The organism is Exiguobacterium sp. s5, assembly GCF_018618075.1.
Lineage (GTDB): Bacteria > Bacillota > Bacilli > Exiguobacteriales > Exiguobacteriaceae > Exiguobacterium > Exiguobacterium mexicanum_A.
Genome location: NZ_JACSLK010000005.1, coordinates 111594 through 126768, shown reverse-complemented (window position 1 = coordinate 126768; position 15175 = coordinate 111594). Strand labels below are relative to the sequence as shown.

The window sequence follows — 15175 nt, the reverse complement described above, 5'->3', positions numbered from 1 at the left end:
TCTTGATTGGAACGCTATCGTTCCTTATGATCGCACCGGGCGCGGACGCACCGGACGCGGACTCGAAACTGACGACCGTCGGTTTCGCCGAACCGCTCGTCCTGTCAGCGACCGAGATCGATCGTCAATCTTTTCACACAGAGACGTTCGTCCCAAAACGACTGAAGATTCCGTCAATTGATGTCGATGCCGTCATCCAACCGGTCGGGAAAGACCGACTCGACCGGATGGATACGCCGACAGACGCTGATGAGGTCGGATGGTATCGTTACGGGGCCAAAGCGGGTGCGACGGGTAACGTCGTACTATCCGGTCATCTCGATGACCTTCGCGGACCGGCCATCTTCGCAAACCTTGGCGAACTGCGCCTCGGAGAATCGGTGACGCTCCAGCGGAGCAAAAAGGTGATCGAGTATGAAGTCGTCTCCGTCGAACGGTACCGACTCGAAGACGTTCCGCTCGCCTCGATCTTTGCGGCGACCCAAGCGACACGGCTTCAGCTCATCACATGTGCGGGCCCATATGACCCGGAACACGGATATCGTGACCGGATCGTCGTCACGGCAATCGCCAAAGCATGAACGAAAAAACCCTCGCACAAGGCAACTGCCTTGACCGAGGGTTTTTTCGTTTATAGGACGACACAAGAAAAACGACTGCGGCCGAAATGAATCGGGCCCAGTCGTTTTTATGCGTCCATTCGATCAAGCAATTTGGACAGAAGAATCAATTCGTCATCTGAAAAGTCTTCGAACACGTCCATCAAGTACTCGATTTTCATATCTTCTAACGTCTCGAACAAGGCACGACCTTCCTCGGTCGCCTGTAACTCGACGACGCGGCGGTCGCGTTCGCTACGTTCGCGTGAGATTAATCCTTTTTTCGTGAGCTCATCTGCGAGTGCCGTGATCATCGAAGCCGAGAACTGAAACTCGTTCGATAAGGCCGAGGCGATTTGAGGACTGTTTTGACAAAGCGAACGAAGGATGAAGAATTCGTTGCGCGTCAAGTATTGAGAGAACATCGACCGGAGGTTTTTCTTCACTCCGCGATAGTTCATGCGAATCCCTCGCTCAGCATCAGCGACGAGCTGACGGCGAGATGCTGTTTGTACAGGTGTTGTCATCCTCAAGCGTACCTCCTAGGTAAATATCATTATTTGCATATATTTCAGAACATAAAAACATTCTACAACAAAAACATGAAGTCTGTAAAGTTATGATGGCTCTTCACGGATGCGAAGTTCTTGGATGACTTCATCGTAATGTTTCAAGTCCGGATAGAAGCGGCGGAAGAAGAACTCGATCTGCTGGTCATCCCCTTCGGCGAGCAGCTTGGCGAGGACTGCGTAGACGACGCCCATCCCTTGCCGCGGCAATAATGACGACGGTAAGAGCGTCGCGCATTGGATGGCCCGGTTGAAATAACGATCGAGCGTGTCACTCAAGTCCTGGAACGTGCGAATCTCGGCGTAATGGAACATGCGCGTCAGTTCGATGATCGTCGACAGGTCGGTGTCGAGCAACCAGTCGCTCTGGAAGATGGCGTTATCGAGCTTCTCGACAGTGACGTCATTGGCGATATAATAGTTCAAGTTGTCCCGGGTGATACTCACTTTGTCCGGTGACTCGACGATCCGTTCGACCGTCTCCTGCTCGAACGTCCGCAGTTGCTTGCGGATGTTGACGAACTCGGAATCAGCGATTTCGAGCAGTCCCGCGACACGACTGAAGCTGCGTTTGATCTCCGGCGGGACGGCGTTCGGGTTTTTATAGCCTAGGTCGTGCTCAATCTCGGCCCAGGCGTGTTGCAAGATGGACCGGACTTGAATCTCGGCCTCTTTCTCCTCGAAGCGGCGATACTCCCCGAGAGCGAGCCGCTTGTCACTCAAACCGACGACGTAATGGACCGAGAGGTAGCCGAACTCGTTCGGGTCGAGCAGGGTGGATTTATCAATCGACTGTTCACGGTCGATTCGGAACTCGTCCTCAAGGATTTGGGCCACGGCCCGGACGTCGTCATGGAAATAGGTCACGATCCGAATCCCCGCCAAGTCTTGGACGTCGCGCAATGACCGGTATTGGTACGGTTTTCGGGACAGTTTGGCATATAGACTCTCCGCTTCCTTGGCCCGGGCGACGATCGAGTGGAACTGAATCCCGGCGTCATTCAATAGTTCACTGAGAAGCGACTTCAGTTTGGCGGCGAACGCCTCGTAATCCTCTTTCTCATTCATATAGTCGAGCATGATCGTATTCATATCCTGTCTCGGCATCTACATCACTCCTTGTCTCATTATAAGTAGTATAGCATCATTGAAATCGCTGTCGCACCTGTCTGCCGTCCCTATGATACAATACGGCTTGGAACGGGAAGGAGTGTCGCATGTGAGAGTGAGCCATACATTGAAATCGATGGAGCGCGAGAAGCTCGAGATTGTTGCCGGCCTGTTGCAACAGGCCGGTTATCGTGCGGGGAAGATCGATTGGCAGACCGGGGTCAATATTGTCCGTCTCAGCCGTGAAGGGGTCTCGTCTGAACCGGAGGAACGGGCACGAATCCAAGACATCGTCGATCATTTTGGAATCGATGACTGGACCGCCACGTTTTCTTGAGTCCCTCTTTTTCAAATCGCTGACGGAAAATGGGTTTTACGACTCATTTTTCGGGAATAGTATATTATTCGATTTTAGAACAGCGGACGTTTAGGAGGATGAATATGTTAGAAACAAGAATCGTGCGGGATATGACCTCGGTCGACCATGAAGTGAATGGAATGGTGTCAGGCGGATGTGTCAACGAGAACATTTACTTATTTGCCAAAGATGAAGAATTGACGGTGCGTCTTGCCGCAGAAGCAGGTGTACAACCATACCGCATCACTGAAAAAGGATTGTGGGAATCACTCATGTCGAAGTTCACGAAAAACTCGGATGACCGCATCGATCAGCTCGAGAGCCTCGGTCTGACGAAAGAGATGGTCGAGTCACTCGAAAGTGAAATCCAAGCCGGGAAGATCGTCCTCGTTTGCGACAAATCATAAAAACAGCCGGAACTGATACGGATCAGTCCCGGCTGTTGTCATTTCGTCTCGTAATAGGCGTTCACGATCCGGCGCAGCGAGCGCTCATTCAAATCGAGCGGTTTGAACCCGGCGTCCTGCAACAGGCGTTTCGTGTTCGCATCCTGGAATGAGATGTTGCGGTTCAAGTACGGGTTGAATACTTTTACCATCTCGTTGAACGTCTGCTCGACGTTGCTCAACGAGGACGTGGCCGTCTCGGTGATTTTCAAATGCGGGAACTCGAGCGCCTGCTTCATATATTCGAGCATCGTCTCGTTGCGCGGCGGGGCATCGTTCGTCACGTTATAGATGGTATCCGGCTTGGCGTGTTCGATGGCCGCGAGCAGCACGTCGGCGACGTAGTCGACCGGGACGAGGTTCGACGTGCCCGTCTCGGAGCCGAGGAGTCGGATCGGACCGACAGGCGCGCCTTTGCGTTCGAGTCGACGCTTGAACACTTCCAGGGCCCGCATATAGCCGTACATCGTGAACTTCGAATCGGCCTCGCCGGTCTTCGAGTCGCCGACGATGATGGCGGGCCGGAAAATGGAGACGGCCAGGTCATGCCGGGCTTCCCAGACGGCTTGTTCGGCATGGGCCTTGCTCTCCTCGTACGGGTTATGGAACGTCTGATCGGTCGCATACAGCGACTCATCTCCGATCTCGCGTGCGCCGAGCGTATAGGCCGTACTGACGTGGAAGAAGCGGGGGCAGTGCAAAGCTTTCGCGAGGGCGAGCGCTTGCTGCGTCCCCGTCAAGTTCGTCTCGAACAGCTCATCGCGGAGCTCCTCGTCGAATTTGACGAGCGCGGCCATGTGGAGCACCAAGTCGAAGCTCCGCTCATGTTTTTTGATAAACTCATCGTCCGCTCCAAGGAACGGGGCGGTCAAATCCCCGGCCAGCACTGTCATCGAGCGGCGTTCGTCCTGCGAGAACATCGCCTCCACTTTTTCAGGCGTGCGGGCGAGGACACATAACGTGTGGCCTCGATGAATCAACTCGCGGGCGAGCCGTCCTCCTAAAAATCCGGTCGCACCGGTCATAAAAATGTTCACAGCGTTCTTCCTCTCTTTTCAGTCTCTCCCCATCATAACAAGCGACGGCGGAATGAGCCACTTTCAGCCCGATGTTTCAAATTAGGGGTTTAACATTTTTTAAAGTGGGTTATGACTTAAGGAGAAGCGTACGCAAGGTGCGTCATGACAGTGTTGATCTGTCAAATAACTTAAGTGAGGTTTTTTAGAATCATGGCTAATCTATTCGGAACTGACAAGGATGGCAACAGGAAGAAGCAAGAAGAGATTGAAAAAACGGTTCAGGAGAAAGGGATCACTCAGATCCACATGTACTTCTCCGACGTGCTTGGAGACTTGAAGCTATTGACTCTCTCTGCAAAATTGTTGCCGGAAGTTTTTGAAGGGAAGACGATGTTTGACGGTTCATCCATCGCTGGTTTTTCTTCCATCAAAAACTCAGACCTATTCTTGAGACCGGATTTAGATCGTCCACGCTACGAACAGGACGGGGACGAGAGCATCCTCGCGTTCTTCTGTGACGTCTGCACACCAGACGGGGAACGGTATGAGTTCGACCCGCGTAACGTCTTGAAGGATGCCCTCGAGCGCGCTGCTCGTGACGGATACTCGATCTTCGTCGGTGCCGAGCCGGAATTCTTCATCTTCGACGAAAACGGAGAGTTCTATGACGAGGCCGGATACTTCTCGACACGTTCGGAAGACAAAGGCTATGAGGTACGTCAACATATCGCCAACCGGTTGAGCGATGTCGGCTTCAACATCGAAGCGGTCCACCATGAAGTGGCACCGGCCCAGCACGAGATCGGCATCAAGTACGATGACGCGTTGCATACGGCCGACAACATCCAGTTCTTCAAAGAAATCGTCACGTTGGCAGCCCAAGAGAAAAACGCGAAAGTGTCGTTCTTGCCGAAACCGCTCCGCGACGTGAACGGTTCGGGGATGCACCTCAACATCTCGGTCTGGAAGAACGACAAGGACGGCAATCCGACGGTCAACGCGTTCGAAGAGCCGGAGTCGGATTACGGCCTGTCGGTCACAGCTCGTCATTTCATCGAAGGCATCTTGAAGCATGCCCGTGCGACGGCCATCTTCACGAACCCGCTCCCAGAATCATATGAACGTCTCGTTCCAGGCTTCGAGGCACCGGTCAACATCTGTTGGAGCCCGTCGAACCGCAGTTCGATGATTCGAATCCCGGCGTCACGCGGCAGTGCGACACGCGTCGAAGTCCGTAACCCAGACCCGAGCGCCAACCCATATCTCGCCCTCGCGGCCCTGATTTACGCTGGACTCGAAGGGATCGAGCAACAGCTTGAGCCGTCATCACCGAACGAGGACGACTTGTTTGAGTACTCGGCCAAACAAATCGAGAGTCAAGGCATCTCGTCACTCCCGGCGACCTTCCATGAGTCGATTCAATCGCTCAAGTCGGACCGGTTCCACGATTACTTCAACCATGACTTGATCGACCGCTACTTGTCGCTCATCCAAGTCCGTAAATAAGCAAAGCATACAAAAGCCCATTCCTCGGCCGAGGAATGGGCTTTTACGCTTAATGAATGCCGCGCATATACTTTTTGATGACCGGGGCGAGTGCGAACAGGATCAGACTGAGGACGATGGCCGCGCCACCGATAATCCCGAAGTAGAGCATCTCGTTCTCCGGTGAATAGAAACGGACGAGCTGAGCGTTGATCCCTTGCGCCGCAGCGTTCGACAAGAACCAGAGCGACATCGTCTGGGCCGAGAAAGCGGCCGGGGCGAGTTTCGTCGTCGCCGACAGACCGACCGGCGACAGGCTGAGCTCACCGAGCACGACGATGAAGTAGCTAAGGACGAGCCAGAGCGGGTTGACGAGCGTGTCCGGGCCTCCGAAATAGGCCGGGAGCAAGATCACCAAGAAACTTAACCCTGCGAACAAGATCCCGAACGCGAATTTCGTCGGGATGCTCGGCTCACGGTCACCGAGTCGGACCCAAAGCCATGCGAACACCGGTGCGAGCATGATAATGAACAGCGGGTTGAGCGACTGGAACCAGGCCGGTGAGAGCGTGATTCCTAAAAATTCAAGATCGGTCCGCTTATCGGCATAGCTGGCCAAAATCGTCGCCCCTTGCTCTTGAATCGCCCAGAACATGACCGAGGCGATGAAGAGCGGGATGTAGGCGATGATCCGTGACCGTTCGACTTCCGTCGTTTTCGGACTGCGATACATGATAATGAAGTAAATCGTCGGAATGGCGATCCCGAACACACCGACGAGGCCGATGAACGTGTTGATCGTGAACAAACCTTGCGGGATGAGCACGGCCAACAGGCCACCGATGAGGACGACCGCGATCGTCGTATACTTGATCGCGTTTCTCTTCTCAGACGGCGTCAACGGGTTCGGCACATATGAACCGGCAAGACCGAGGTTGCCTTTCTTCGTGACGAGGAAGACGACAAGACCGATGAACATCCCGACCGCGGCGAGTGCGAAGCCCCAATGGAAGCCGTAGCTCTTTTGGACCCCACCGACAATCAAAGGTGAAATGAAGGCACCGAGGTTGATCCCCATATAGAAGATGCTGAACCCGGCGTCACGACGACGGTCCGTCTCGTGATACAGGTCACCGACGATGCTTGAAACGTTCGGTTTCAACAAGCCCGTACCGATGACAATCAGTGCCATCGAGATGAACAAGAACGTCAGGCTGCCTGGAATCGACAAGACGATATGACCGAGCATGATGAACACGCCGCCGAAGAAGACGGCCCGAGACGTCCCGAAGACACGGTCGGCGAGCCATCCCCCAATGACCCCCGACATGTAGACGAGTGCGCCGTATACCGACATGATCGACAAGGCGACATTCTGGTCGAGACCGAGACCGCCCTCAGATACCTCGTAGTACATGTAGAACACGAGGATGGCGCGCATCCCGTAATACGAGAACCGTTCCCAAAACTCAGTGAAGAATAGCGTGAACAAGCCTTTAGGCTGTCCGAAAAAACCTTTTTGTGGCACGCTGTCCACAATTTTCTGTTTATCGATCCTTTCCATGAAAGATCCCTCCTTAACCGTATCATCATAAAAAAGAATCATTATGTTTGTAAAGAATAAACGAATGAAAAATTCAAAATTTAATGATGTTCGAACGAAATCAAAAACCACACTAAACGACTAGGTTCAGTGTGGTTTTATAAGTCAAGCTGTCTTTTGTTTCGCTTCGGCTGCGCTGACGCGGCGTCCAAGTTGCCAATAGATGAATCCCGACACGCAGCTGGCCGCCCCGACGAGGATCAACGCGATATGTCCGGCGCGTTGGTCGAAGAACAAGCTTGCCATGATCGGTGCGGTCACCCCGCCGATCAACCATTGGATGCTGGCGGCCCCGTTGTAGGCACCGCGCATATTCTCCGGAGCGATCAAGGCGATGAACGTCTGTTGGACCGGGGACATGATCATCTCGCCGAGCGTATAGAAGGCGTACACCGCGAGCAAGACGCTGACGAGAACGAGGTACGGTGTCCCGAGTGAATAGAGGAGACGCGGCATGACGGCGATCAGAATCATGCCGACCCCGAAGATGGTCGCCCCGGCGAGCATGACGTTGCCGAACGACTTGCGGCCGAGTTTCGAAGCGATCGGAAACTGGAACAACACGACCATGATGCCGTTCAAGGCGAGCATATAGGCGAAAGGGTTCTCACGATCGGTGTACGATGGCATCGACTCTCTCAAGAAGAGGGGCAGCATGCTCTCGATGAGCGAGAAGCCCATCGAGATGAAGACACCGGCAAAGATGAACACGAGGAACACCTTGTCATTGTAGAACACGCGCAGGACATCCCGGTTCGATGGCGTGTCGACATCGGTCGTCTCTGGGAGTGACTCCCGGATGAAGCGACCGAGGACGAGTGCGTACAAGACGAAGACGAGAGCGGCCGAGTAGAAGATATACTGCCGGTCGATAAAGAGGACGGCACTCCCGAGGAGCGGGCCGAATGCAGCCCCGATATTGTGCCCCATCCGCAACAGACCGAACGCCTCATTCATCTGTTCGGGCTCGGTCACATCGGCTACCATCGCGCTTGCGGCCGGGTGGAACAATGAGTTCGTCAAACCGAGCATGGCGTTCAAGAAAAGGAGCGGCCAAAACGTTTCGGCGAAGGCGAAACCGACTAGGGCGAGGGCGTCGCCAAGAATGGCAGCCATCATGATTGGTTTGCGGCCATACAGGTCTGCGAGCCGTCCACCGACGACCGATCCGATGAGCGCCATGATTGGTCCGGTCGCCATGATGACCCCGACCTGGATATAACTGTCGAGCTTGTCGCTATAGTAGAGGACGAGGAACGGTGCGATCATGAACATCATGACACCGGTGATCGTCTCTCCGAGGAAGCGGATCCAAATGTTACGGTCGAGCTGTTTGAGTGATTGAATCATTAAGGTCACCTGCTTTAGTTGATAGAATAAGAAAAGGGACGCAGCATGCACAAAGGCATACGCGTCCCTACGATCTTAGGCATGCCTCGGAAGGCAGGCGACATCACGGATTCAAATCACGGAGAGGCGCCTGCCGGTCAATATGAACTTGGACGTGCGAGCGTTGAATGACTGACATCGGTACCTCTCCTTTCTGCATTGGACTGTCTTCTCTTCAAGATTATGATATTTCCGTGAAATGTGTCAACATAAATCGTCAATGTGTCATAATAATTCGTTCAAATTCTTTCGGCTGAGCCGGTAGTCGATCAACCGAGAGAACACGACTTGAATCATCGCCGTGACCGGGACACTGATGAACATCCCGACGAGACCGAACAGGCTACCCCCGATGATGATCGACGTGATGACCCAAAACGGGGTGATGCCGACGCTGTCGCCGAGAATCTTCGGGCCGAGCCAGAGTCCGTCGAATTGTTGCAACAAGAAGATGAACAAGAGGACGATGAGCGCCGTGAACGGGTCATAGAAATAGGTGATGATGAACGCCGGAATCATCCCGAGCAGCGGACCGACGTACGGGATAAAATTCAAGACGCCGACGATGACGCCGAGTAGAAGCGCGTAAGGTGCCCCGATGATCAACAGACCGGCGACGGCCAACACCCCGATGATGAGGCAGTCGATCGACTTCCCGATGATATAGCGTTTGAAGATGTAATCCATCTCTTGAAAGATGTCGATCGTCGTCTTAGCCGACGCGACCGGGAACATCGCATACAACAGCCGCTTGAACATGCGGGCAAAAACCTCTTTGTCTTTCAACAGATAGATTGAGATGACGATCCCAATCAAGAAATTGATGAGCGTCATCGTGAAGCTCGACACGTAGCTGACCGACGACAAGACGGCGGTCTCGACCCAGCCCGAGTAACGTTCCTCGAAGCGGCTGAAATCGATGGCTTGGGCAATCGTCGCGTTGTACTCTTTCAAGTACGTGTTCAACTGGGCGAGGAACCCGTCAATCTGTCGGATGTAGAACGGGAGCTCTTCGATGAGTGAGGCCACACTCGAGTAGATGCGCGGGAACAATGTCACAGCGGAGATGACAAGAATCCCGATGAAGACGATGTAAAGGATCAGCAAACCTTGATAGCGTTTTAATTGAAACCGTTCTTCTATATAGGACAGGACGGTATTCAGGAGCAGCGCGATGGCAATTCCCATGATAATCGGCGTCAGCAACTGGAACGTGTAGTGCAACACACTAGAAATCGTGTCCGGTTCACTGATGACTTTCCATAGGACGAGCAGAATCAATCCGATCACGCTCAACTTCCAAATCAATTGACGATTTAATTCCAAAGGTCCATCCCCTCATCTTTTAAATTTTGTAGAATAGTGTTCACTTTGTACTATGACCTTTTTTTTATCGGGATTCAATAGGCCACACCCATTTTCGAAAAAGGATTGACAAGATTGGTAACGTTTGGTTAACTAAGTGACATATTACAAAAAGACAAATCGCATATAAAAACACTTTCTATCAAGAGAAGCGGAGGGACTGGCCCGATGATGCTTCAGCAACAGATTGTTCCAATACTGTGCTAATTCCAGCAAGGTGACCTTGAGAGATGGAAAGGTGGTTGTTTGAATACGTCCGTATCTCGACACCCCTTTCCGCGGAAAGGGGTGTTTTTTGCATAGGAGGACTATTCATGACAGACAGACGCTCACACTTACTTAAAACTTTACCACCCCAACACTTTGTCGGACTCGCCGATGAAGTCGCAGCACTTGAACAGGCCGGTCGCGATATCATCCGACTCGGTCAAGGGACGCCGGATTTGCCGACGCCTGAGCCGATCTGTGACGCGCTTCAGACGGCGCTCCTTGATGCCTCGACCCATCAATACGGTCCGTTCCGCGGTCAGGCCCGCCTGAAGCAAGCAGTGGCGACGTTCTATTTGAATGAGTATGGAGTCGAACTTGATCCCGAGACAGAAGTAGCGATTCTCATCGGCTCAAAATCTGGTCTCATCACGTTGCCGCAATGTGTGCTCGAACCTGGCGACGGGATTTTGCTACCGAATCCCGGCTATCCTGATTACATCTCGGGGGCACGACTCGCCGGTGCCGTCGTCCGTGACCTCGTCCTCCGGGAAGAGAACGGCTTCTTGCCGGACTATGAGACGCTCGATACGCAAGATGCAAGACTCATGTATTTGAACTACCCGAGCAATCCGACGGGAGCCGTCGCCTCACCCGCTTTCTTTGACGATACCGTCCGTTTCGCCCGGGAGCGGGACTTGATGGTCGTCCACGATTTCGCATACGGCAGCATCGGATTCGATGGCCATGTCCCGCCTAGCTTTCTGCAGGCGGAAGGGGCGAAAGAAGTCGGCATCGAGGTATATACGATGTCGAAAGCGTTCAACATGTCCGGTTGGCGCGTCGCCTTCGCCGTCGGGAACGCGGACATCATCGAGGCGATCAACACGTATCAGGACCACGTCCACGTCAGCGTGTTCTCGGCCATCCAGGCGGCGGCTGTCGCTGCGCTCGAGGCGCCCCGTACCATTCGCGATGACTTGGCACGACTGTACGAGGCACGGCGTGATCGCCTGATCGACGGGTTGAACCGGGCCGGCTGGGCCGTCGAACCGCCGGAAGGCTCGTTCTTCGTCTGGGCGAAAGTGCCTGAGGGTGATGCCAAGTCGTTCTCGCGGAAACTGCTGCATGAAGCCGGTGTCGCCGTCACCCCGGGCTATTTCTTCGGTTCGGAAGGGAACGGATACGTCCGCTTCGGTCTCGTCTCACCGGAACCGAAGATTGACGAGGCCGTCGAACGAATCGAGCGGTTGTTTGCCGCCTATGAGGAGGTGCGCGCATGATTCGTCAGGCCGTCCTTGAATATGACCACGCCGATGACGCGCTCGACCGTCTTGATGACTTAGTCGACGGCCGACGTGCCCACGTCCTGCACGGTCAGAACGGGTATGACGTCGTCCGAGCCATCTTTCCGGCCATCGCGGACTATCCGGCAACAAGGTTCAGCGGGGAGTGCACGGACTCGGAAGTCAAACGGCTCAAACCGTTGGACGCCGACGTGTTAATCGCCGTCGGAGGCGGCAAGCTCGTCGATACGGCCAAACTCGTCGCCTATCAACGGAACGTCCCGCTCATCGTCGTCCCAACGCTCGCCTCGAACTGTGCGGCGTTCACACCGCTCAGCGTCGTCTATCAGGAGGACGGGAGCTACGACCGCTACGACATGTTCCGCGTCGTCATCGAACGGGTCATCGTTGACTCACGGGTCATCTCGCGCTCACCATATGAATACTTTCGGGCCGGTGTCATCGACACGGTCGCGAAGTTTTACGAGGCCCGTTATTTGAGTGGTGACAGCTCAGCTGACGCCGGCGTCAACACCGGACTCGTCTTGGCCGAGCAGTGCGGGCGTCTCGTCGAACTTGAATTGAGCGAGCACGCTTTTGAGTCGTATAGTGACGACGTCCGCTTCGCGGTCGATCACGTGCTCGCCATTGGAGGTGCCGTCGGAGGATTTGGTGACGCCGGGACACGCGTCGCCGTGGGCCATGCGGTCCATAATGCACTCAGCCGCTTCGAGTCGACCCACTCTTTCTTGCATGGAGACAAGGTCGGCTTCGGCCTAATCGTCCAGGAGCGGTTGCGTCGCTCGGCCGATGCTCCGTATTTGGAGGCCTGGTTGAAACGGTTCGGTGCACCGACGACGCTCGAGGCGCTCGGGGTCGGGTCGGGCGACATCCCGGTACTGGTCGACTCCGTCATGACGGAAACCGAACTGCAACAGTTGCCGGAACCACTCGATAAAGACTTTTTGAAAATAATTTTTGAAAATTTACAATTTTCTATTTACAATTAAAAGAATTAAAAGTAAGATGATAACAACTTAATAGACCGATTGCTTATCAAGAGTGGTGGAGGGACTGGCCCTGTGAAACCCGGCAACCAGATCGTAATGATCATGGTGCTAATTCCAACAGACGATATCGTCTGGGAGATGAGCGTGTCCGACTTTGACTTGTCGTGCCCGCCACTCTGAATGAGTAGCGGGCTTTCATTTTGGAGGAGGAAAACAAATGAACATCAAACAGAAAACAGTACTTGCAGGAACATCATTACTCGCCGCCATCGCGCTCTCGGCATGCGGACAATCGGACGCGAGCGAGGCGCTCAGCACGGAGTCGCTCACGATCGGCGTCACGGGCGGGCCGCACCAACAGATCGCCGAGAAAGTGAAAGAACTCGCGGCCGAAGACGGCCTCGAACTCGATATCAAAGTGTTCAATGACTATAATACGCCGAACACGGCGCTCGCCGAGGGTAGCCTCGACGTGAACAGTTATCAGACGCTCTCATTCCTAGAACTGCAAAAGTCCGACAAAGGCTATAAGATCGACGATGTGTTCAAGACCGTCGCGTTCCCGATGGGTCTTTACTCGGAAAAGTTGACCGACATTGAGGACTTGAAAGAAGGCGACAAGGTCGCCGTCCCGAACGACCCGGCGAACGAACTGCGCGCACTCCGTCTGTATGAGACAGCGGGCCTCATTACGCTGAAGGAAGGCTTGACGGACAAGGCGACGAAACGCGACATCGCTGAAAACCCGCTCAACCTCGAATTCATCGAGCTCGAGGCGTCTCAGCTCCCGACCCAGCTCCCGGAAGTCGCACTCGCGGCCATCAACACGAACTTCGCGATGGGTGCCGGCCTGTCGATCAACGAGGACGCCTTGTTCCACGAAGACACGGTCGACAACCCGTATCCGAACTACGTCGTCGTCCGCACCGATAACAAGGATGACGAAGTCGTCGCGACACTCAAATCATACTATCACTCGGACGAGGTCCGGACGTTCATCGAAGAGACGTTCAACGGCTCAATCGTCCCGGCGTTTTAAGGAGGTCCTATGATCGCACTTAAAGGAATCACGAAGACGTTCACGGTGAACAAAGGTGCCGTCACCGCACTCGACGACGTCTCGCTCACGATCGAGAAAGGCGAAATCTTCGGTATCATCGGCCGAAGCGGGGCCGGCAAGAGCACGCTCATCCGCATGATCAATCTGCTCGAACGCCCGACGTCGGGCCAGGTCGAGATCGAAGGACAGGACATCACGAAGCTCGACAAACGTGGGCTCTCAAAACTCCGCCATCGAATCGGAATGATCTTCCAACACTACAACCTGCTCAAGACGGCGACTGTCGAAGAGAACGTCGCCATCCCGCTCCGGCTTGAAGGTCTCGACAAGGCAACGATCCGTGCTCGCGTCGACAAATACCTCGACATCGTCGGCTTGACGGACCATCGGAAACACTATCCCGAGCAACTCTCGGGCGGACAGAAGCAACGTGTCGCCATCGCCCGGGCCCTCGCGCACGAGCCGGATATCCTGCTCAGCGACGAAGCGACGAGCGCGCTCGACCCGGAGACGACCGAGTCGATCCTCGACCTCTTGCTCGACATCAACCGCGAGCTCGGACTGACGATCTTTTTGATCACGCACGAGATGGAAGTCATCGAGCGCATCTGTGACCGGGTCGCGGTCATCGAGGCCGGCCGGATCATCGAGGAAGGGGACGTGCTCGACGTGTTCTCGGACCCGCAGCATGCGACGACACGCAAGTTCTTGAAGACGAACCTCGATGTCCCGAAAGAGGTCGTTGATGAGTTGAGCACGCACGGGATGCTCGTCAACTTGTCGTTCATCGGTCATCAGAGTGAACAGGCTGTGCTCGCCCAGTTGACGAAACGGTTCGGCTTGCTCCCGAATATCATCGGGGGCGGCATAAAAAAGCTAAAAGGCGGTCTCGTCGGCAATCTGCTCGTCCATTTGGACGGCGATAAGGCCCAGACCGATCAAGCCGTCCGCTTCTTAGAGGCGAGCGGTGTGAAAGTGAAGGAGGTGACGAACCATGCTTCAGTTTTGGGAAAATTGGGGTGACTTGATTTGGACGGGGACGATCCAGACGCTCACGATGACCGGCATCGCGCTCGTCATCTCGACGTTGATCGGACTGCCGCTCGGGACGCTTCTCGTCTTGACGCGACCGAACGGCCGGCTCGCCAACCGTTATTTCTACGGCATCTTATCGAGCGTCATCAACGTCGTCCGTTCCATCCCGTTCATCATTCTCTTATTCTTTATCCTCCCGTTCACCCGTTTTATCATGGGTACGACGATTGGCGTCCAAGGCGTCCTGTTGCCGCTCATCGTGTTCACGGCCCCGTATATCGCCCGGCTCATGGAGTCGGCGCTACTCGAGGTCGACCGCGGGGTCGTCGAGGCGTATGAGGCGATGGGCATCTCGACCCGTAAAATCATCTGGTACGTGTTGATCCGGGAGGCCCGCTCATCGATCGTGCTCGGTTTGACGATCGCGACGATCGGTTTGATCGGGGCGACCGCGATGGCAGGACTCGTCGGGGCAGGCGGACTCGGTGATATCGCTTACCAATACGGGCATCTCCGGTTCGAGCCGGAGGTCATGTACGTGACCATCTTCGTCTTGATCCTGCTCGTCCAATCGATTCAATCGTTCGGTAACCGCTTGGCGGCCCGACTCAAGAAAGCATAAGAAAAGAGCTCT

General features: G+C 54.5%; 15 protein-coding genes and 2 riboswitches. Of the genes, 9 read left to right on the top strand and 6 right to left on the bottom strand.

Going from position 1 to position 15175, the window contains the following annotated elements; all coding sequences use genetic code 11:
• Positions 1-2: 2 nt before the first annotated feature.
• The gene (locus KNP60_RS11520; RefSeq protein ID WP_214797520.1) at positions 3-581 is read left to right on the top strand and encodes a class F sortase; all 579 of its coding nucleotides are present in this window, start codon (positions 3-5) and stop codon (positions 579-581) included.
• A gap of 107 nt (positions 582-688) precedes the next feature.
• On the opposite strand, the gene KNP60_RS11515 is transcribed toward KNP60_RS11520, so the two are convergent.
• Positions 689-1126: a MarR family winged helix-turn-helix transcriptional regulator gene (locus KNP60_RS11515; RefSeq protein ID WP_034777659.1), complete on the bottom strand. Its 438-nt coding sequence runs from the start codon at positions 1124-1126 to the stop codon at positions 689-691.
• Positions 1127-1216: 90 nt separating this feature from the next.
• Positions 1217-2275: a GTP pyrophosphokinase gene (locus KNP60_RS11510; protein WP_200881484.1), complete on the bottom strand. Its 1059-nt coding sequence runs from the start codon at positions 2273-2275 to the stop codon at positions 1217-1219.
• 112 nt (positions 2276-2387) lie between these two features.
• Between KNP60_RS11510 and KNP60_RS11505 the strand changes: the two genes are divergently transcribed.
• Together KNP60_RS11505 and KNP60_RS11500 are read left to right on the top strand one after the other, a co-directional pair.
• Positions 2388-2615, top strand: coding sequence for a hypothetical protein (locus KNP60_RS11505; RefSeq protein WP_214797519.1), 228 nt, complete (start codon positions 2388-2390; stop codon positions 2613-2615).
• A 104-nt stretch (positions 2616-2719) separates the two neighbouring features.
• Positions 2720-3043 carry a YflT domain-containing protein gene (locus tag KNP60_RS11500; protein WP_034777657.1) on the top strand — a complete coding sequence of 108 codons (324 nt, stop codon included), beginning with the start codon at positions 2720-2722 and terminating at the stop codon, positions 3041-3043.
• A 38-nt stretch (positions 3044-3081) separates the two neighbouring features.
• On the opposite strand, the gene KNP60_RS11495 is transcribed toward KNP60_RS11500, so the two are convergent.
• Positions 3082-4119, bottom strand: coding sequence for an SDR family oxidoreductase (locus KNP60_RS11495; RefSeq protein ID WP_214797518.1), 1038 nt, complete (start codon positions 4117-4119; stop codon positions 3082-3084).
• Between the two features lie 192 nt (positions 4120-4311).
• Here KNP60_RS11495 and KNP60_RS11490 point away from each other — a divergent pair, with 192 nt between their 5' ends.
• The gene (locus KNP60_RS11490; RefSeq protein ID WP_034777655.1) at positions 4312-5607 is read left to right on the top strand and encodes a glutamine synthetase family protein; all 1296 of its coding nucleotides are present in this window, start codon (positions 4312-4314) and stop codon (positions 5605-5607) included.
• Positions 5608-5656: 49 nt separating this feature from the next.
• Here the strand turns inward: KNP60_RS11490 and KNP60_RS11485 are convergent, their stop codons facing one another.
• From KNP60_RS11485 to KNP60_RS11475, 3 genes are all read right to left on the bottom strand, one after another.
• The gene (locus tag KNP60_RS11485; RefSeq protein WP_214707724.1) at positions 5657-7150 is read right to left on the bottom strand and encodes a peptide MFS transporter; all 1494 of its coding nucleotides are present in this window, start codon (positions 7148-7150) and stop codon (positions 5657-5659) included.
• 144 nt (positions 7151-7294) lie between these two features.
• A complete protein-coding gene (locus KNP60_RS11480; protein ID WP_214797517.1) occupies positions 7295-8539 on the bottom strand; it encodes an MDR family MFS transporter in 1245 nt (414 codons plus the stop codon).
• Between the two features lie 264 nt (positions 8540-8803).
• A complete protein-coding gene (locus KNP60_RS11475; RefSeq protein ID WP_214797516.1) occupies positions 8804-9904 on the bottom strand; it encodes an AI-2E family transporter in 1101 nt (366 codons plus the stop codon).
• A gap of 175 nt (positions 9905-10079) precedes the next feature.
• A riboswitch (SAM riboswitch) is annotated at positions 10080-10180 on the top strand.
• A 77-nt stretch (positions 10181-10257) separates the two neighbouring features.
• Between KNP60_RS11475 and KNP60_RS11470 the strand changes: the two genes are divergently transcribed.
• The 5 genes from KNP60_RS11470 to KNP60_RS11450 all read left to right on the top strand — a co-directional run bounded on the left by KNP60_RS11470 (position 10258) and on the right by KNP60_RS11450 (position 15163).
• A complete protein-coding gene (locus tag KNP60_RS11470) occupies positions 10258-11433 on the top strand; it encodes an aminotransferase class I/II-fold pyridoxal phosphate-dependent enzyme (protein ID WP_214797515.1) in 1176 nt (391 codons plus the stop codon).
• The gene (locus KNP60_RS11465; protein WP_214792039.1) at positions 11430-12446 is read left to right on the top strand and encodes an iron-containing alcohol dehydrogenase family protein; all 1017 of its coding nucleotides are present in this window, start codon (positions 11430-11432) and stop codon (positions 12444-12446) included. The genes KNP60_RS11470 and KNP60_RS11465 overlap by 4 nt, the downstream gene beginning before the upstream one ends.
• A gap of 40 nt (positions 12447-12486) precedes the next feature.
• A riboswitch (SAM riboswitch) is annotated at positions 12487-12591 on the top strand.
• Positions 12592-12663: 72 nt separating this feature from the next.
• Complete coding sequence (locus KNP60_RS11460; RefSeq protein ID WP_131435086.1) at positions 12664-13485, top strand: MetQ/NlpA family ABC transporter substrate-binding protein; 822 nt, start codon at positions 12664-12666, stop codon at positions 13483-13485.
• 9 nt (positions 13486-13494) lie between these two features.
• Entirely contained in the window at positions 13495-14529 is a 1035-nt protein-coding gene (locus KNP60_RS11455) for a methionine ABC transporter ATP-binding protein (RefSeq protein WP_214797514.1), read from the top strand.
• On the top strand, positions 14501-15163 hold the full coding sequence (locus tag KNP60_RS11450; RefSeq protein WP_034777647.1) for a methionine ABC transporter permease: 663 nt from the start codon (positions 14501-14503) through the stop codon (positions 15161-15163). The genes KNP60_RS11455 and KNP60_RS11450 overlap by 29 nt, the downstream gene beginning before the upstream one ends.
• The last annotated feature ends 12 nt before the right edge of the window (positions 15164-15175 follow it).

Excerpts from the sequence above, each read along its gene's own strand:
- KNP60_RS11515 (WP_034777659.1), bottom strand. The coding sequence starts at position 1,126 with ATGACAACACCTGTACAAACAGCATCTCGCCGTCAGCTCGTCGCTGAT.
- KNP60_RS11510 (WP_200881484.1), bottom strand. The coding sequence starts at position 2,275 with ATGCCGAGACAGGATATGAATACGATCATGCTCGACTATATGAATGAG.
- KNP60_RS11500 (WP_034777657.1), top strand. The coding sequence starts at position 2,720 with ATGTTAGAAACAAGAATCGTGCGGGATATGACCTCGGTCGACCATGAA.
- KNP60_RS11490 (WP_034777655.1), top strand. The coding sequence starts at position 4,312 with ATGGCTAATCTATTCGGAACTGACAAGGATGGCAACAGGAAGAAGCAA.
- KNP60_RS11485 (WP_214707724.1), bottom strand. The coding sequence starts at position 7,150 with ATGGAAAGGATCGATAAACAGAAAATTGTGGACAGCGTGCCACAAAAA.
- KNP60_RS11480 (WP_214797517.1), bottom strand. The coding sequence starts at position 8,539 with ATGATTCAATCACTCAAACAGCTCGACCGTAACATTTGGATCCGCTTC.
- KNP60_RS11470 (WP_214797515.1), top strand. The coding sequence starts at position 10,258 with ATGACAGACAGACGCTCACACTTACTTAAAACTTTACCACCCCAACAC.
- KNP60_RS11465 (WP_214792039.1), top strand. The coding sequence starts at position 11,430 with ATGATTCGTCAGGCCGTCCTTGAATATGACCACGCCGATGACGCGCTC.
- KNP60_RS11460 (WP_131435086.1), top strand. The coding sequence starts at position 12,664 with ATGAACATCAAACAGAAAACAGTACTTGCAGGAACATCATTACTCGCC.
- KNP60_RS11455 (WP_214797514.1), top strand. The coding sequence starts at position 13,495 with ATGATCGCACTTAAAGGAATCACGAAGACGTTCACGGTGAACAAAGGT.
- KNP60_RS11450 (WP_034777647.1), top strand. The coding sequence starts at position 14,501 with ATGCTTCAGTTTTGGGAAAATTGGGGTGACTTGATTTGGACGGGGACG.